Here is an 18,635-nt window from a genome sequence, read left to right on the forward strand (position 1 = left end):
ACATGGCCCAGGCCGCCGCCGAAGTAACCGCTTTTACCAACCGGGGGCAAGCCTTGTTTCCGCAGGGGTCGCAGCCGCCTTTTATTATGCGTTTCGATGCCTCTACGCTGCCGGTAGGGCAATTGGTACTGAGTAGCCCTAACCGCTCCAATAACGAGTTGCAGGATATGGCCAATACGTACTTGCGATCGTCGTTTACTTCTATTCCGGGCCTGGTGTCGCCGCCGCCTTTTGGGGGCAGTGTGCGCACCATTGTTATTAAGGTAGATCCGCAGCTTATGCGTTCGCATAATTTAACCCCCGACCAAATAGTACTGGCCCTGCGGGAATACAACCAAACCTCGCCTTCGGGCAACGTGCGCATTGGCGATTATAATTATTTAACTCCCAGTAATACGGCCATTCAATCGCTGCAGGATTTTGAAAATATTCCGTTATACAAAGGCTCTATTCACAATGTGTTTTTACGCGATATTGCCAAAGTAGAAGATGCCGCCGATAAAACCAGCAGTTACGCCCTGGTAAACGGCAAACGCTCGGTTTACCTGGCCATTACCAAATCGGCCGATGCTTCTACGTGGGAAGTAGTTAAAAATTTAAAGAAAGCCTTGCCGCGTTTTCAGTCGCAGTTACCCCCGGATGTTAAGCTGTCTTACGAGTTCGACCAATCGGTTTACGTTATTAATTCGGTAAAAAGCTTGGTTACCGAAGGTGCCATTGGTGCTATCCTGACTGGTTTAATGGTGATGCTGTTTCTCGGCGACCGGCGCGGCGCTTTGATTGTAATATTAACCATCCCGACTTCTATTATCTCCGGCGTGCTGTTTTTGCATTTATTTAACCAGACCATAAATATCATGACCTTGAGCGGATTGTCGCTGGCCATTGGTATTTTGGTAGATGAATCGACGGTAACCATCGAGAATATTCACCAGCATTTAGCCATGGGCAAGCCCAAAGCGTTAGCCATTTGGGACGCCTGCCAGGAAATTGCCTTTCCTAAATTATTAATTTTATTCTGTATTCTGGCGGTGTTTGCTCCGGCTTTAACTATGAAAGGCATTCCGGGCGCGTTGTTTTTGCCTTTGGCGCTGGCCATTGGTTTTTCCATGATTACGTCTTATTTGCTGGCCCAAACCTTTGTACCCATTATGGCCAACTGGTTAATGCAGGACCATAAATCCCAGGCAAACCACGCCGAAGACGGCACCGCCAAAGTGGGCCGTTTTGAACGTTTCCAGGCGCGGTTTATCCGGTGGATAGAAATAATGCTGCCGCACCGCAAACTGATTGTTGGGGTGTATGGATTGGTCGCGTTGGCGATTACCGGCTTTTTGCTCACTAATATTGGCCGCGATGTTTTACCCAAAGTAAACAGCGGACAGTTTCAGGTACGGTTGCGGGCTCCCGATGGTACCCGAATTGAGCGTACTGAAGCCCGTTTGGTGAAAACTTTGCGGGTGCTCGAAGACCTGGTCGGGAAAGAAAATATTCAAATTACGTCGGCTTTTATTGGGCAACACCCCGGTCAATATTCTACCAGCCCCATTTATTTGTTTATGAGTGGCCCGCAGGAAGCGGTGTTGCAGGTAAATTTAAGCGAAGGCTACCACGCCGATATGGATGAGCTGAAAGATAAATTCCGGCAGGAAATAAAAGCCGCCATGCCCGATTTACAGCTTTCTTTTGAGCCCATCGAACTCACCGATAAAATATTAAGCCAGGGCTCGCCTACGCCCATTGAGGTAAAAATATCAGGTAAAAACAAAAAGCTGAACGAAGAATATGCCCATAAAATAACCGGGAAGTTAAACCAAATAGCTTACCTGCGCGATGTGCAAATTGGGCAAGCCATTAAATATCCAACTATTAACATCAACATCGACCGGGCGCGGGCTTCTGCTTTGGGGTTAAGTATTTCAGATATTTCGCGCTCGTTGGTGGCGTCTACGTCTTCGTCGCGGTTTACCGAAAAAAATGTCTGGATCGACCAGAAATCTAACCAGACTTATAGTGTGCAGGTAGAAGTGCCGGAATACAACATGACCAGCATTAACGACCTGCGCGAAATTCCCTTAATGGCTAACCGGACCCGGCCCAACTTAAGCGATGTAGCCAATATTGAGCCCGCTACTACCTACGGCGAAAACGACAATATTGGCGCTTTGCCGGTTATTTCGGTTACGGCTAATCTAAACCAAACCGATTTGGGTACGGCTTCCAGTGATGTAGATGCCGCCATTGCCTCTTTGGGCGAGTTGCCCCGGGGCTTAACCATCGAATCGAAAGGCTTGAGCCAAACTTTAGTCGAAACCCTGGACAGCTTGCAATCGGGTTTAATTGTTGCGATTGTGGTAATATTTCTGATGCTGGCGGCTAATTTCCAGTCGTTTAAAGTATCGCTGGTGGTGCTGTCTACGGTGCCGGCGGTTTTGTTGGGTTCGCTGGTTTTGTTGTTATTAACGGGTTCTACGCTCAACCTGCAATCGTACATGGGCATGATTATGTCGGTGGGTGTGTCGGTATCTAATGCGGTATTACTGATTACCAATGCCGAACAGTTACGCCTGAAAAGTGGGAATGCTTTAGCAGCCGCCCGCGAAGCCGCCGGTATCCGGTTGCGCCCCATCCTGATGACAAGTTTGGCCATGATTGCCGGTATGATTCCCATGGCGGCGGGTTTTGGCGAGGGCGGCGACCAGGCCTCGCCGTTGGGCCGGGCGGTAATTGGGGGCTTGCTGGCTTCTACGTTTGCGGCCCTGCTTATATTGCCCTTGGCTTTTGCCTGGGTACAGGGCAAAGCCACTACCCAGTCGGTGTCTTTAGACCCCACCGACGAAGAAAGTAAATATTATATTCCTGCGTAACATGATAAGTAAATTACATACATATTTTCCGGACCGGGCAAAGTTGGTGGTATTAGCCGGTGGTATCTTGCTGGTGAATGGTTTGGTGGGTTGCCATTCCACCGATTCAAGGGCCGAGAAACACGAGCGGGTAGCCGAAACCACCGTTGAAGCCATATCGCTGCAAAAAGGCAAATTAGCATCGTCGTTGCATATTCCCGGCGAATTAATGCCTTATCAGCAGGTAGATTTATACGCTAAAGAGAATAGCTACGTCCAGAAATTATATGTAGATGTGGGTTCGGAAGTAAAGACCGGCCAATTACTCGTAAGCCTGGAAGCACCGGAATTAAATTCGCGCTTAGCCGAAACCCGGTCGCGGTTAAAATCGCAGGAAGCGCTTTTTACGGCCAGTAAAGCCAACTACGACCGTTTGTTTGAAACGAGCAAAACGCCCGGTACCATTTCGCCGAACGATTTAGACCAGGCGCTGGCCAGGCAAAACTCCGACCGCGCCAATTTAGAAGCAGCCCGCGCCGCCTACCAGTCGGTGTTGGCTACCCGTAATTATTTACAAATACGAGCACCTTTTAGCGGCATTATTACGGCCCGGAATGTAAGTCCGGGGGCTTACGTAGGTCCGTCGGGTAAAGGCTCGGAGTTGCCTTTGCTGGTATTGCAGGAGCAGAAAAAATTGCGCTTGGTGGTAGCGGTGCCCGAAATGTATACCGGAATATTAAAGCAACAACACCAGGTAAGCTTTACCGTAAAGCCCTTGCCCGACCAGGAGTTTACCGCCGAAGTAAAACGGATGGCCGGGGCGCTGGATACCCGGTTACGGGCCGAACGATTAGAGATGGACGTACAGAATACTGATCGCAAGCTTTTACCGGGCATGTACGCCGAAGTAAATTTACCTTTACCGGCCAAAGACAGTGCATTTGTGGTGCCGGCCAGCGCCGTGGTAGCCTCCACCGAAAAAATATTTGTCATAAAAATTGCTGGGAACAAAGCCCAATGGGTAGAAGTGCAAAAAGGCCGGGAAGCCGATGAGAAAGTAGAAATTTACGGGAAGTTAAACCCCGGCGATAAGTTAGTGGCCGTTGCTACCGACGAAATCCGGGATGGCGCCGAACTCAAAAATGTAAAAGTAGCCAGTACCACTCAGTTGTAAAGGCAAGAGACAAATTTATTAATTTTCAACGCTAAGCTATACCAGCACCAGCCCCGAAGGGGGCGATATATTCCAACACAGGGTGTAGCCCTGTGACAAACCGGTCATGGTCCAAAGCCCTGAAAGGGCAAAATAAATAATAAGTGCGGCCAATGTTTTATTTCCAAGAATAACGCCCTTTTAGGGCTTTGCCATGGGGTGGAACTTAACGATGGGCTGCTGCACCCATCGCTGAGAGATTGCGCCCCTTCGGGGCTGCCCGGTATTTTCTTAAGACGTTTAAACTTATTGAGAAAAATCAATAGCGGTTCTCTCGGGAGATGTTCTGGTTTAAAAACTTTTGGGGAGTTCTCGGTTGGCAAAACTAAAACAGAACCTTCGGTACTTAAATAATGGCTATTGCCGGCGTCCGGTTAAGATTACTTTCTACCGGCCTCTGGTTGCTAATACTGAATAATTACCTGGGCGTTTCTGATGCGTCCGGCTGATTTAAGGTTGATATAAATAAATATTTTCGAAAAGAACCTTAATGATTTCAGATTTAGATTTAACAAACTATTAAATAAAAAAGACTTACAATAAGTGTTATTAAAAATGAAATTATGATTTATTTAATAGGTTATGGTGCCCCAATTCTACTATTCTTTATCTGTGTATTTATTCTGATTGTCATTTGGGATAAATTAAAGTCCTTTAAAAAAGATATTAAACCGGGTGAGAAGCGTGGAATGGATAAGTATATCAATACAAAAGATTATGACAAATAATGTTTATAAAGGCATTATCGTATTGAGTAATTTAGTCCATTATAATTAAAAGCTACATCGTCCAACCACACCTACAAACCAATAAATCGTTTTTAGCTTAGGAACGATCTAAATAATTAAGCTAACTAGTAATAAGCTATTAAAACTTCCAGCCCGAAAGTTTTGCAGAACACCCGACAGTTTCCCTACTAAATCTGTACTATTTCCAAAAGACTCTTATATTTGCCGCTGTAACTATTGGGCATTATCTGCCGAATAGGGAAGTCAAATAAACTAAAAAAATAAACTAGCTATATAACTTATATACACCACCTTTTGGTGTTTATATAAAACTAAATCAAAAGACCAAAAAATGGCAAATAACCAATCAAAAATTATTTACACCATAACCGACGAAGCGCCGGCACTGGCCACGTATTCGTTCTTGCCCATTGTGCAAACTTTTACCAAAGCCGCTGGCATAGAAGTAGAAACCCGTGATATTTCGTTGGCCGGCCGGATTCTGGCTACTTTCCCGGAAAACTTAACCGAGGAACAAAAACAAAACGACGACTTAGCTTATTTAGGCGAATTAGCCAAAACGCCCGAAGCCAATATTATTAAATTGCCCAATATCAGTGCTTCGGTGCCGCAGTTAACCGCTGCTATAAAAGAATTACAAGGCCAGGGTTATAATATTCCGGATTACCCGGCGGCCCCGCAAACCGATGCCGAAAAAGAAATACAAACCCGTTACGCCAAAGTGTTGGGTAGTGCCGTTAACCCGGTTTTACGCGAAGGTAACTCCGACCGCCGTGTAGCGCCGCCCGTGAAAGAGTACGCCAAAAAGAACCCGCATTCCATGGGCGCCTGGTCCGCTGATTCTAAATCGCACGTGTCGCATATGGACGGTGATGATTTTTACGGCAGCGAGCAATCAGTAGTACTGGAGCAGGCTGGTGCCGTTAAGATAGAATTTGTAAGTGCCGATGGCGCTACCAAAACCTTAAAAGATAATTTAGCTTTAAAAGCCGGCGAAGTAATTGATGCCTCACGCATGAGCAAAAAAGCGTTGCGGGCTTTTTACGAAAAAGAAATTGCCGCCGCCAAAGCCGAAGGCGTTTTGTTATCGTTGCACCTGAAAGCCACCATGATGAAGGTATCGGACCCGATTATGTTTGGCCACGCCGTTACCGTTTTCTTTAAAGATGTTTTTGAAAAACACGCCGAATTATTTAAGCAAATTGGCGTAAACGTAAATAATGGATTAAGCGACTTATACGCAAAAATCCAAACCTTACCTGCCGACCAGAAAGCGGCAGTGGAAGCCGATATAAAAGCCGTTTACGACAATGCGCCGGCCTTGGCCATGGTCGATTCGGACAAAGGTATCACCAATTTACACTTCCCGAACGACGTAATTATTGATGCATCTATGCCGGCCGCCATCCGGACATCGGGCCGTATGTGGGGCGCCGACGGTAAACTGCACGATACCAAGTTTATGATTCCGGATCGCAGTTACGCCGGTATTTACGAGGCTGTAATAAACTTCTGTAAAGAAAACGGTGCTTTCGACCCCAAAACCATGGGCACCGTACCCAACATTGGTTTAATGGCCCAGAAAGCCGAAGAATACGGCTCGCACGACAAAACTTTCCAGATTACCGAAGCCGGTACCGTGCGGGTGGTAGATGCCAACGGCAATGCCTTGATGGAGCATAGCGTAGAAGAAGGCGACATCTGGCGGATGTGCCAAACCAAAGATTTACCGATTCAGGACTGGGTAAAACTGGCCGTAACCCGCGCCCGCATTACAGATACCCCGGCCATTTTTTGGTTAGATAAAAACCGGGCACACGACGCCAACCTGATTCAGAAAGTAGAGAAATATTTACAGGACCACGACACCGCCGGTTTAGAAATTAAGGTTATGTCGCCGGTAGAAGCCATGCGTTATACCTGCGAGCGCGCCAAAGCTGGCCAAGATACCATTTCGGTAACCGGTAACGTACTCCGCGATTATTTAACCGATTTATTCCCGATTATAGAATTAGGCACCAGCGCCAAAATGCTTTCGATTGTACCGTTGTTAGATGGTGGCGGCTTGTTCGAGACCGGTGCCGGCGGTTCGGCCCCGAAACACGTGCAGCAATTTACCGAAGAAAACTACCTGCGCTGGGATTCGTTGGGTGAGTTCCTGGCCTTAGCCGTATCGCTGGAAGATTTGGCCTATAAAACCAAAAACGACAAAGCAGCCGTATTAGCCGAAGCCCTGAACCAGGCCAACGGCAAGTTCCTCGAAAACGACAAATCACCTTCGCGTAAAGTAGGCGGCATCGATAACCGGGGCAGCCATTTCTACCTGGCCTTATACTGGGCGCAAGCCATGGCCGAGCAAACGAAAGACCAGGAGTTGGCTGCTAAGTTTACTGCTTTAGCCCAAACTTTAACCGAAAACGAAAACAAAATTGTAGAAGAGCAAATTGCGGCCCAAGGCAAACCCGTAGATTTAGGCGGTTATTTCCGTCCGGATAATGCCAAAGCTGAAAAAGCCATGCGCCCCAGCGAAACTTTAAATACAGCTTTAGCTAATTTCTAAGATTAAAATTATTCTTCTTAAAAAAGGCTACTGAATTAAATTTCAGTAGCCTTTTTTTGTTACTGAGCGTTATTTCATATTTATTGGTCAATTTTCATCTTTTCAAGATTACTTAAAATTGTGTGCATGGTAAAAGAAATCTGCACATTAGTCCTATAACAATTACACGGCAAATATTGCATCTATTGGCTTAAAACGGTTAGTATAAAAAACGTGCAAGGCCGTCGGCCGAAGCATGATTTTTATATAATGTTGTTCGTATGCTTTTTTAGTTTTTTCTTTAGGCGTTCATAATCACTGTCTACAAGCAAATGGCCGTCAATCGTGAGTAATTTGCCTTTGTTGCCGTACAGCCTAATTTTTTTAATTCTTTTAAACTTCTTGTCCGTTAGAAGCAGCCATAAAGGATTAGTAGAATAAGCTGTAACAGGAAATTCTTTATCTATAGTTTTAATGCTTCGTATATCAAACAGTTTAATTCTTTTCCTTCCTAATCCGAGCATATTATTTACCTCTAAGTGAGTGTCAGTCAATTCAAATCTGCTCCTGACCATCAATCCGATAGCAATGAATAGAAAGCCTGATACAAGAAAGAACCAAGTCCAGACAGCCTTTCCAGTTCCTTCCAATTGCAAGTAGGTTAGAATAGAAGCTAGACAAAGCGCAACTCCTAAGACAAGAACGGCTCTTATTTTTCTGTAATCTGTCTCCAGTTTCATTTTATAGCTTACGTACAACGGTATGATAAACAGCATATCTTCTCTTATCCGGTAATTAGTTTATTATAGTTCTAAGAATGCGTCCGACATTTTCTTACTTGTTGCTAATAATTTTTTAAGCAAGTGGCCAAGATGAAAAGATAACCTAAATAAGGTTTTAAAACATAAAAACGACTAGCAAATGAGAACAGTTTACATATATAGCTTAGTAGAACTAAGGTGTTTTAAATATGAATGATTAATTATATAAATGAAAAATAAACCTTAATGTAAGGTCATTCCGAAGGAATGTAACCGATTGCCTGCAAATTATATTCTTAACCGAATGACTTGTTTAGATTGCTTTTTCGAAAGTAGAATGTATTCTCAATTTAAGGAGTAACATACAAAAATGAAGCAAATATTTATCAACTTACCCGTTAAAAATGTAGAAAGTTCCATGCGGTTTTACACGCAGTTAGGCTTTTTGAACAAACCGTTGTTTTCTGATAACGGACAAAAGTGTATGGTTTGGAGCGAACAAATTTATGTAATGCTTATGTCGCCTGAAAAATTCAGAACATACAGCAGAAAAGCCATTCCTGAACTAAAAAGCACTACAGCGGCTTATTATACGCTGCCGGTTGAAAGCCTTAATAGCGTAAACAAAATTTTAGATAGCGGTTTAAAAGCAGGCGGTACAGAACCAATACCCATGATAGATGAAGGGTTTATGCAATTGAGAAGAATTGAAGACTTGGATGGACATACCTGGGACGTAATTTTTATGGATATAAATAAATTTGTGAAACCATAAATAACAAATTAAATAATTCTACGAACAGTATCCAGAATAATCTAATGGATTAACTGTTTTTAAATAATAAATGATTCTTATTTGAATAAAGTTTTCTACGAGACAAAAACGAACCTGGAAAAAAAAGCCCATTTCAATACAACTAACCCCTTACTAAATATTAGCAAAAGCAGGGTCGACGATAGTAAGGGAACCTTTGTAATTCGATTGGGCGGTAGTACCAAAATCTCTCGTATATAATAATACCTGAACAGTTGGCTGTATTTGAGGGGATTATATAAAACACCAGAAATAAATGATATTTGAATTTACCGCCGCGCAAAATTTCGATTTCATTACAGCGTTCTCCCAGAGATTTAACTTGCCCATTACGCAAGATTATTTAGCATTCCCCGGCAATATTGGCGATGGGTATATCCGCAAAGTAAATTTTGGCGAGGGCTTCCGATTACACATTCACCGCTATAAACTGAAAGAAGATTTTACCATTATCCGCCCCCCGTCGGAAGCCCCGAATGATTTAGTCAGTATCTTCTTTTATAACAACGAGAACCCCCTCGACCTGGTTTACAACAAGGAAAAACCCGTAAAATTTTCCCGGAAGAACGAATCGGCCATTCAGGTAACCACCAACGACCTGAACTCCATTATCCGGTTTCCGGCCCACCACGAAATTTATTATCTGGTGGTAGGTATACCAGCCCGCCAACTGGCCACCTTTTTAAAAGCTACCCAACCCAACAACATTATAGATACAGTTACCCACGGGGGCAAGTCTTTCTTGTATTTTGAAAGCATGACCGCTGAAACGCAACGACTACTGAAGCATATCCCTTCGGTTAACATGAGTGGGCCATTGAGCTCATTTTATGTGCAGATAAAGGTGCAGGAGCTTTTGTATTATTTATTCGAGCGGTTAATTCAAAGGGAAAATGTAGCACACAAACCCTTTAACAACGCCGATGCAGAAAAAATTATGGCATTGCGTAATATTATTTTGTCTGATTTGAGCCAACCACCGGTACTGCCGGCGCTTGCGGCCCGGGTGGGCATGAGCGAAACCAAAATGAAGCAACTGTTTAAACAAACTTTTGGCGAAACCATTTACAACTACTACCAAAAAGTACGGATGGAAGAAGCTGCCTTTTTACTAAAGCAAGGCGGGTATTCGGTTTCGGAGGTAGGATATGAACTGGGTTTTACCAACCTTAGCCACTTTAGCCGGTTGTTTCAGGAGTATTATGGCCAAACGCCTAAAAAGTACTCGGTAGCCGGATAGGACTATTTATTAGCCATTTCGGGTTATTTTACCCAAAAGAATACCGTCAACTTTGTCTTGTACTTAAAAGAGCAAGACAATGAAAAAATTATTTGAGACTTTTGATAAAAATGGCTTTAGCCTGAAAAACCATCTGGTGATGGCTCCCATGACAAGAAGCCGTGCTGTTGGTAATCAGCCGAACAGATTAATGGCCGAATATTATGCGCAGCGTAGCGGGGCCGGGCTCATTATTACCGAAGGGACCGCGCCCACTCCCGAAGCGCTGGGATATTCAAATATTCCCGGAATTTTTAACCAAAGCCAGGTAATGGGCTGGCAGCTAACTACTAACCGGGTACACCAGGCCGGCAGCAAAATATTTCTGCAATTAATGCACACCGGCCGAATTGGCCATAATAGTAACCTGCCCGAAGGCACAACAGCCTTAGTCGGCGCATCGGACATGCCGGCGGCAGGAGAAATTTTCACGGCCAATGGCATGCAGCCCCACTCTAAACCCGTAAGGTTATCGGAAGACGGTATTAAAAAGGTAATGGCGGGCTTTGTTACGGCTGCCCAAAATGCAGTAGTAGCCGGCTTTGATGGGGTAGAACTGCACGGGGCCAATGGGTACCTGCTCGAGCAATTTCTTAACCCCAATGTCAACAACCGCACAGACGCATACGGCGGCTCCGTAGAAAACCGGATCCGGTTTACAATGGAAGCGGTGCAGGCCGTAGCCGATGCTATTGGAAAAGAAAAAGTAGGCATTCGCTTTTCGCCGTTTTCTTCATTAGGCGACCTGGCAGCTTACGAGGAAGCAGACGTACATAAAACCTATGTTTTACTCGCCCAAAGGCTAAACGAAATCGGTATCCGGTATATTCACATTGGCGTGAATGCGCCCATCCCACCCCAGACCCTGACGGCCATGCGGGCAAATTTTGCCGGCACCCTTATTCTATGCAATGGACTTACGGCCGAAACGGCCGAAGAAGCTTTACACGCCGGCTTGGCTGATTTGGTAGCTTTTGGCAGAGCATTTCTGGCCAATCCGGACCTGGTGGAACGCATCGAAAAAAATGCACCGCTGAATGAAGTGCAGTACGATAAGCTATATAGCCCTGGGGCGGCCGGTTATACCGATTATCCCACCCTGGCCCAGGCAGATCCTGTTTCCTGACCGGTCATTTTGGTCAGGATTTGTTTACCCGGATTAATTTAAAAATGCAGCCACAACGTCTCCAAGAAAAAATAAAGGAGTTAAACAAGACTAGCTCATTAATTAAAGCACTTAAAGCAATAAATGAGCTTTATATGAAAGTAAATGAAGCAGTAAAATATTACTGATAAGACTTAAAATCAAATGAAGGTAATATTATTTGAAGTATAAACTTTAAGCCAGGAATTATTTGGAGTTTAAATGAGGATACCTATGGCTTGTAAATTATTATTTTAATCTTTGAAGTTGTTTAGTGTTTTGGAAAAGGTATTAGCTTTTGCCCTTGCCGCGTGTTTTCACCGGCAAGTAGTCGGGCAAACGCTAAAAGATTGGCGGTGACAACACCACCATTGGCAACGGTTCCTTCTATTTTATAAAACACTAAACAAGTTCTTTTTTTAGTATTAATTTTCAATCTTTTCTCTTCTATCCCAATTACCTTCATTGGGGAATACAGAAATAGCAAAGGGCACCATATATTTTGAAGGATAAAGAATATTATTTTTATAGCCCTCACTTATGCAATTAGAAGACCAAATTGGAACAGTTTTAGAATGCGAAGCATAAGCATTAATAGTAACCTGACTTATAAAATTGGTTTCTGAATTTAAATAAGCTCTTTGTTGTGGGTCAAATTTCCCTGCCTCATGATTCCAAACCATATCAGTTGTTGACCCGCTTTTTGTTCTTTGGGCAGACTTCATGTCAAATTTAACTTCAAAAACATAATCAGCATTTTGAATAGTAGTTTCTTTCCAACCTTTTTTTAATAATTCAATTTTAATAAATTCTAATAGATTTTTTTCTACCAATTTATCACTTTGCATAGAATCAGGCCTAACGGCAAAGTTTGCAGATTCTACTGTTCCTATATCAATTGTTGGATCTTTAATACTGGATACTTGATATTCTACAGAGGGCTCTAACAACACGGGCAGTAAAAGCAGCGGCGCTATACAGGATTGAACCAGAAAAGAAATAATTAAGAGTAAAAGGTTTCTCATAACATAATTTAATGAATCTAATTGATGAAGCTGTTTAGCATTAAAAAATTAAAATAAACCGCTGCCCTTGCTGGGTGTTTTCACCAGCAAGTAGTCTGGCAGAAGCTTTTGAATTGGAGGTGATAACACCACCAATTGCACCAGAGCCAGCTCGAAACATAAATACTAAACAGCTTCGATGTTATTAAAATGGATAATGAACTGTAAGCAATAGAAAAAGTTTATTGTCTTTTCAGAGCAAATTCTATTCCAATAAAATTTATAAGGAGGAATTTTTAAGTTATGCGAAGAGTTAGCGCAGCGCACTACGGATTCTTCCGGAAAACCAATCTCCTGATTGGCGTAAAACCCCGATACCATTTTACGAAACCCACCTATTAAAACTAAAAATTAAGCCATTCTGCCATTGGTGGTGTTTTCACCGCCAATCTTTTAGCATTGGCCAGTCTTCTTGCCGGTGAAAACACACGGCAAGGGCCAAAGAACGCCCCCACGCCCATTTGCCCCAGGCGCCGTTGTAGGCATAGGCAATTACAAAGCCCGACAAGCAGAAAAAGAAATCGACGGCTAAGAAACCGTGCCCGATAAAGTTCTGGCTGGAATCGGGGAAAGACCACTCCAGAGAAAACTTGCCATATATTTAGTACATTCAACTCTCTTTCCTAATAAATTATTCATTAAACCTCCTTACCTAAAATGTTTTAATCTACTAAATCTCTTATATTTGTCAAATATTGACAAGTCATAAAATAGTAGATTATGCATTTTGGTGAAAAGATTAGGCAATTGAGAGAACGAAAAGAGCTTTTACAGCGACAATTAGCTGCAAGTTTAGAAATTGACACTCCAATGTATAGTAAAATAGAAAGAGGAGAAAGAAAGGCAAAGAGAGATCAAGTAATTACCCTATCACAACTATTGGACGCTGATGAGGAAGAGTTATTAACCATTTGGCTATCTGATAAAATAATTGAAAATGTTGGAGATGAATCTATTGCACTGGCAGCTCTAAAGCATGCAGAAAACGAATTAAAAAAGAACTTCAAATCATAAGAATGGAAATTCAATTAAAAGAAGACAAAATCTATGCTCCTATATTAGGTAAATGGATTCTTGCAACTTCAGAAGAAAAATTGAAGCAGCAGTTTATTCTTAGGCTGGTTAATCATTATGGATATGATCTGGAACAACTGGGACAAGATGTTGTAATTAAAAATAGATATAGGGCTGATATAGGAATATGGAAGAATAAAGAAGAAAAAAAAAGAAATAAAATTCCATCAATAATTATTGCCGCCCAATGTAAGGCAGAGCATATTACTATTAATGAGCAGGATTACCTTATTGGATATAATTTTGCTTCAAGTGTTAAGGCAGATTTCTTCATAGCAACAAATCTCAAAGAGACTAAAATTTTTTATATAAAGGAAGATCTAGTAAGCAGGAAATTAGAAAGATTGCAGGACATTCCTAAGGCTGACTTAATTACTGAGGAAGTTAAAATAAAGAAATTCATTTCTGAATCAAAGACATTTACAAGAGACCAGTTTACAACATTATTATCAAAGTGTCATAATATAATACGAAACAACGATAAGCTGTCTCCCGAGGCTGCATTTGATGAGATTAGTAAAATTTTGTTCATGAAAATAATGTATGAACGCAAATCTGATCATGAGTTAATATTTTCAAAAGAAAAGTTCAAAGCAGAAGAAAAATATTATGAAGATAATATTAGACCTTCTCTGAAAGCCTCGGGTTCCTCTTTATTTAATAAAGAATATATGCAGTTCTTATTTGATAAAACAAAAGAAGAGTTTAAAAATGATGAACTTTTTGAAGACCTTGATAGAATAAGAATAAGGCAAAGAAGTTTCGAAATGATTGTGGAAGAATTAGAAGCATTCAATTTATCAAATACATCTGATGATATTAAAGGGATTGCTTTTGAAGAATTTCTAGGAAAAACATTTCGGGGAGAATTAGGGCAATTTTTTACACCAAGAACTATTGTAAATTATATGGTGGATGTGCTTGAGCCTAAAGAAGGGGAATTAGTTTGTGATCCCTGTTGTGGAAGTGGCGGATTTTTAATAAAATCTTTCGATTATATAAGAAATCAAATAGAGGAAGATATTCATGGTAAAATTAAAAGCATTGAGAATTCTCACTTTGGAAAAAGCTTCGAAAAGCTATCTGAAATCAAAAAGGAAGAAATTGAGAAGAAGGTAAATAATCTAAAGTTAAAATTATTTGAAGAGTTCAATCTTAAAAATAATAAAGGAAGGCTTTATCACTTATCTCACAATTGTATTTTTGGAACTGATGCCAATCCAAGAATGGCTAGAACCGCCAAAATGAATATGATCATGCATGGTGATGGCCACGGTGGGGTACATCATCATGATGGATTACTGAATGTTAATGGCATATTTGATGGACGCTTTGATGTAATCCTTACCAATCCGCCTTTTGGCTCCAGGGTCGACAAAACTTTAAAAGTCATTCCTTCTGACATTCCCACCGAAGAAAAGATAAAGTTCTACGAAAAGCGTTACGGAAGTAATTACAGACAAAAAGTAGTTAGGCAGCTTCAGGATTGGGCAAATTATGACAATGGACACGGAAAAAGTCGCGGTAAGGCCTTATTAGACATCTTTGATGTAGGCGCATGGAGCGGATTAACAGAAGTTTTATTCCTAGAAAGATGCCTCAACCTTTTAAAACCAGGAGGCAGAATGGGAATTGTATTGCCTGAAGGGGTATTAAACAATAGTGCTTTACAGAAGATTCGTGAATATATTGAAGGAAAGGCTAAACTTATCAATATTACTTCAATACCTCAAGATGTATTCATTGCTTCCGGTGCTACAGTAAAGCCAAGTTTACTGTTTCTAAAAAAGTTCAGCTTAGATGATGAGGCAATTTATGAAAAGATTGTAACGGAGGCAACAAAGGAAATTAGGGAAAACCACCAGCCAAAACAGGATAAGCTGAAAGCAACCTTCAAAAAAGTAGAAAAGGAGCTTAAAGAAAGCGGACTCATGAAGGAGCTTAGAGCTTTGAAGAAAAATTATTTGGCGGATATTGAACAGCTAGAAGATTTGATTAATGCTGAAATCAAGGCAGTAGTAAAAGAACGTTTCGATTATCCTATCCCTGTTATAGAAGTTGAAAAAGCTGGTATCTCAAGCACAGGAGCTCCTTGCGAAAACGAATTGGAAGAAGTAGCTATTGAATTTAGAGCTTACAGAAAAGAAGCCAATTTATGGGCAGAACCTAGAAAAGAGGTACAATATCCGGTAGATGAAGACGGTAATATTTCCCGCCTTCAATTGATTGATGGAATGACAGTAAATGATCCTGAAATATTTTACGGTATATATGCAAACTAATTCATCGTTTAAATACCTTAATGAAGTTCGCTTTAAGATGCTATCTGGCTGGAGTGCTGGTGCTATCCTGAATAATGATGTAATGTATAAAGAAGGCCTTAAGTTGCAAGCAATTGGCGATTTAATTATCAAAAATCGGGAAAAAGAAATCCTCCAAAATGATAAGGCTTATAAGCAGGTAACAATCAAGCTTCATGGGAAAGGTGTAGTGCAGCGAGGCGGCGAATTGATATTGGGTAAAAATATCAGAACTAAAACCCAGTTTCGGGTCTCAAAAGGACAGTTTATTATGAGTAAAATTGATGCTCGTAATGGTGCTTTTGGTATAGTACCTGTCGAGCTTGATGGGGCAATTACTAGCCAAGATTTTATAAGCTATAATATTAATACTGAAAAAATTATTCCTGATTTCTTTAATTTGATTACAGGCACAAAAAATTTTGCTGAATTATGTCAAAGAGCTAGCTCAGGTACAACAGGTCGTCAAAGAGTAGATGAGAAAGCGTTTTTAGGCTTTAGAATACCAGTACCTGAAAAAGGATTTCAAGCAACATTAGTAAATAATTACTTTAATAAAATTACTCGTGCTCAAAATTTAGAAGTGGAAGCCATAAATTATCAAAATGAAGCAAAACAATTTATTAATGATAGATTAGGAATTCAGTTTAAATCAAAAACTAAAAAACTAAATAAACTTTCATTAGTCAATTTTAGTGAACTATCGAGATGGGATACATTATTTCTATTTGGAGGTGAAAGTCTTATATCAAAATATGAATTAATTGAAAATAGAAAATTAATTAATGAGTTTCTTAAGAAAGAAGGCGAATCATTAAGGATCAATACTGCTCATATACCTGAAAATGAGTTCCTCTACATTGGAATGGAGCATATTGAAAAGGGCTCAGGAAAACTACGTGATATGCCAATTGTCAAAGGTAATGAAATAAAAAGCCAAACTATTAGAGTACCAAAGAATTACTTAATCTATGGTAAACTTAGACCGTATTTGAATAAATATTGGTTTAATGACCGAACAGAAGAAAATATTATTTGTTCTTCTGAGTTTTTTGTGTTTAACTGTTTGGATAATATTGATACAGAATACTATAAGATCATTCTAAGTTCAGTAATCATTCAAAAGCAAATTCAAAAAGAAATGAGCGGGACTAGAATGCCTCGAATAAATGAAGAAACTTTTAAATCTCTCTTATTTCCAAATCCTGACAAGAAAATACAGTATGATATCGTAAAAAAAATTAATGATTATAAAAATAAAATTGATTTCAAAATTTCAGAGTCCCAAAATTTAAAAAAAATGGCTATAGCCGAATTCGAGTCCGCAATTTTTAACATAGATTAGTCTGATATCTCACATTATGAGAATACACCATTTACTTATTAAGGAATTCAAGTCGCTAAAAGACTTTACTATTGACTTTAATGAATCCGTTTCTCTTTTCATTGGAAAAAACGGTTCTGGAAAATCAACGCTATTAGAGGCTATTGCTTGGATTTTTCGTTCGGCACATCTAACATTTGTTGAGGAAAAACAAGAAATACCACCATTTGAGTTTGAAATTTCCTATGAGTTAAGATTAGAAAAGATACTTTCTGAGTCCAGTACTTTCAACGAGACATCTACTGATTACATAGTAGTTCAATTAAAAGGGAGCAGGCAAAATAGAAAATTTTGGTCAATAGAAACGGACAATAATACTTACAGCCTTGATGAATTAATTAAACGCTATTCTATTGAGAAGCTATTGCCAACCAACTTAATAATTTATTATGCAGGATGGTTCGAATCGATGGAGTTTATATGTAGTGAACATGAAAAGATTTACAAAGAGAGACTACTAGAGGTGAAATCAGATTCAGATATAACTATATCTTCAGACGAACTTTATTCAAAGATTGGGTCACTTCCCCTAATGTACATTGAAAAGCATCATTTTGAAATCTTATTAGCTTCACTATATGCTTTTGAATTTAACGATAGAGTAGATCGCTTTTTTGCTGAAGAACTCCTAATAACTAAACCAAGCATAAATCCATTATCCTTAGTTATTAAAAAGAGGCAATGGAAGTCTGGTATAGGAGCTAATGAATTTTGGGGAGCCAAAGGATTATTAAGAATCTTCTTAGATGTAGTAAGGAGGTTTGCTTATGAGGAGACTGAAAACTATTTAGATGAGGAGCACATCTTGTTCAGTTTCCATACAAAGGACTGGTATACATTAAGAGAATTTTATGGAGAAGAAAAGAAATTATTCTACTTATTACATTTGCTTTCTGCGTCAGATATGCTAGGAGGTATTAATATCTTCATGGATCTTGGAAAAAAATCTATATCTCATCATGACCTCAGTGAAGGACAGCAACAATTAATAACTATAAAAGCAATAAATGAATTGTTAATTGAGGATAATACACTCCTACTCTTTGATGAACCCGACACATATTTGCACCCTCAATGGCAGAGTAATTTCATTAAAGGAGTCTATGAAATTATAAGTTTGTATGAAGATTTAGCTGTACCACCTCCTCAATTCATAATTGCTTCTCACTCTACTATTATGCTTTCAAATCTCTCTAAAGGGGATTTGTTCATAATGAAAAAAGGAAGTGCATTCTTAATTGAGAAAGGATACTATGGGCGAGAATATGGATTTAATCTATCTTCAATTATGGGCGGGGATGAACGTGTACCGGAGGTTCAGGAAGAATTTGATGTATTGTTTGAATTAATCGATAGTGAAAATTTTGATAAAGCAATTAAGAAGCTGGAAGAACTGAAAGGAAAATACAAAGACGATCCTGAATTAACCAAAGCTGAAACTATGTTAGCATTTTTTAATGGTGAATAA

General features: G+C 40.4%; 12 protein-coding genes. 10 read left to right on the top strand and 2 right to left on the bottom strand.

From position 1 onward, the window contains the following. The 3 genes from ACO1R6_RS01735 to ACO1R6_RS01745 form a co-directional block, all read left to right on the top strand. Positions 1–2,867: efflux RND transporter permease subunit (locus tag ACO1R6_RS01735; RefSeq protein ID WP_486261741.1), on the top strand; the 2,867-nt coding region annotated here is incomplete at its 5' end. A 1-nt stretch (position 2,868) separates the two neighbouring features. Continuing rightward, complete coding sequence (locus ACO1R6_RS01740) at positions 2,869–4,020, top strand: efflux RND transporter periplasmic adaptor subunit (RefSeq protein WP_486261742.1); 1,152 nt, start codon at positions 2,869–2,871, stop codon at positions 4,018–4,020. A 1,119-nt stretch (positions 4,021–5,139) separates the two neighbouring features. Then, the gene (locus ACO1R6_RS01745; protein ID WP_486261743.1) at positions 5,140–7,368 is read left to right on the top strand and encodes an NADP-dependent isocitrate dehydrogenase; all 2,229 of its coding nucleotides are present in this window, start codon (positions 5,140–5,142) and stop codon (positions 7,366–7,368) included. A gap of 242 nt (positions 7,369–7,610) precedes the next feature. On the opposite strand, the gene ACO1R6_RS01750 is transcribed toward ACO1R6_RS01745, so the two are convergent. Further along, entirely contained in the window at positions 7,611–8,087 is a 477-nt protein-coding gene (locus ACO1R6_RS01750) for a hypothetical protein (protein WP_486261744.1), read from the bottom strand. 391 nt (positions 8,088–8,478) lie between these two features. Between ACO1R6_RS01750 and ACO1R6_RS01755 the strand changes: the two genes are divergently transcribed. From ACO1R6_RS01755 to ACO1R6_RS01765, 3 genes are all read left to right on the top strand, one after another. Next, positions 8,479–8,883: a VOC family protein gene (locus ACO1R6_RS01755; RefSeq protein ID WP_486261745.1), complete on the top strand. Its 405-nt coding sequence runs from the start codon at positions 8,479–8,481 to the stop codon at positions 8,881–8,883. Positions 8,884–9,178: 295 nt separating this feature from the next. Then, the gene (locus tag ACO1R6_RS01760; RefSeq protein WP_486261746.1) at positions 9,179–10,162 is read left to right on the top strand and encodes a helix-turn-helix transcriptional regulator; all 984 of its coding nucleotides are present in this window, start codon (positions 9,179–9,181) and stop codon (positions 10,160–10,162) included. Positions 10,163–10,241: 79 nt separating this feature from the next. Then, positions 10,242–11,327, top strand: coding sequence for an alkene reductase (locus tag ACO1R6_RS01765; protein ID WP_486261747.1), 1,086 nt, complete (start codon positions 10,242–10,244; stop codon positions 11,325–11,327). A 443-nt stretch (positions 11,328–11,770) separates the two neighbouring features. Here the strand turns inward: ACO1R6_RS01765 and ACO1R6_RS01770 are convergent, their stop codons facing one another. Further along, positions 11,771–12,370, bottom strand: a complete 600-nt coding sequence (locus tag ACO1R6_RS01770) for a DUF4136 domain-containing protein (protein WP_486261748.1) — start codon at positions 12,368–12,370, stop codon at positions 11,771–11,773. A 759-nt stretch (positions 12,371–13,129) separates the two neighbouring features. Between ACO1R6_RS01770 and ACO1R6_RS01775 the strand changes: the two genes are divergently transcribed. The 4 genes from ACO1R6_RS01775 to ACO1R6_RS01790 are packed head-to-tail and all read left to right on the top strand — an operon-like array spanning position 13,130 to position 18,635. After that, on the top strand, positions 13,130–13,423 hold the full coding sequence (locus ACO1R6_RS01775; protein ID WP_486261749.1) for a helix-turn-helix domain-containing protein: 294 nt from the start codon (positions 13,130–13,132) through the stop codon (positions 13,421–13,423). A gap of 2 nt (positions 13,424–13,425) precedes the next feature. Next, positions 13,426–15,765 carry a type I restriction-modification system subunit M gene (locus ACO1R6_RS01780; protein ID WP_486261750.1) on the top strand — a complete coding sequence of 780 codons (2,340 nt, stop codon included), beginning with the start codon at positions 13,426–13,428 and terminating at the stop codon, positions 15,763–15,765. Then, positions 15,755–17,128, top strand: coding sequence for a restriction endonuclease subunit S (locus tag ACO1R6_RS01785; RefSeq protein WP_486261751.1), 1,374 nt, complete (start codon positions 15,755–15,757; stop codon positions 17,126–17,128). Before ACO1R6_RS01780 ends, ACO1R6_RS01785 begins: the two co-directional genes overlap by 11 nt. Before the next feature lie 16 nt (positions 17,129–17,144). Beyond that, positions 17,145–18,635 (top strand): AAA family ATPase, encoded by a 1,491-nt coding sequence (locus ACO1R6_RS01790; protein WP_486261752.1) that lies wholly within the window; start codon positions 17,145–17,147, stop codon positions 18,633–18,635.

The organism is Adhaeribacter sp. (assembly GCF_057359045.1).

Excerpts from the sequence above, each read along its gene's own strand:
- ACO1R6_RS01740 (WP_486261742.1), top strand. The coding sequence starts at position 2,869 with ATGATAAGTAAATTACATACATATTTTCCGGACCGGGCAAAGTTGGTG.
- ACO1R6_RS01745 (WP_486261743.1), top strand. The coding sequence starts at position 5,140 with ATGGCAAATAACCAATCAAAAATTATTTACACCATAACCGACGAAGCG.
- ACO1R6_RS01750 (WP_486261744.1), bottom strand. The coding sequence starts at position 8,087 with ATGAAACTGGAGACAGATTACAGAAAAATAAGAGCCGTTCTTGTCTTA.
- ACO1R6_RS01755 (WP_486261745.1), top strand. The coding sequence starts at position 8,479 with ATGAAGCAAATATTTATCAACTTACCCGTTAAAAATGTAGAAAGTTCC.
- ACO1R6_RS01760 (WP_486261746.1), top strand. The coding sequence starts at position 9,179 with ATGATATTTGAATTTACCGCCGCGCAAAATTTCGATTTCATTACAGCG.
- ACO1R6_RS01765 (WP_486261747.1), top strand. The coding sequence starts at position 10,242 with ATGAAAAAATTATTTGAGACTTTTGATAAAAATGGCTTTAGCCTGAAA.
- ACO1R6_RS01770 (WP_486261748.1), bottom strand. The coding sequence starts at position 12,370 with ATGAGAAACCTTTTACTCTTAATTATTTCTTTTCTGGTTCAATCCTGT.
- ACO1R6_RS01775 (WP_486261749.1), top strand. The coding sequence starts at position 13,130 with ATGCATTTTGGTGAAAAGATTAGGCAATTGAGAGAACGAAAAGAGCTT.
- ACO1R6_RS01780 (WP_486261750.1), top strand. The coding sequence starts at position 13,426 with ATGGAAATTCAATTAAAAGAAGACAAAATCTATGCTCCTATATTAGGT.
- ACO1R6_RS01785 (WP_486261751.1), top strand. The coding sequence starts at position 15,755 with ATGCAAACTAATTCATCGTTTAAATACCTTAATGAAGTTCGCTTTAAG.
- ACO1R6_RS01790 (WP_486261752.1), top strand. The coding sequence starts at position 17,145 with ATGAGAATACACCATTTACTTATTAAGGAATTCAAGTCGCTAAAAGAC.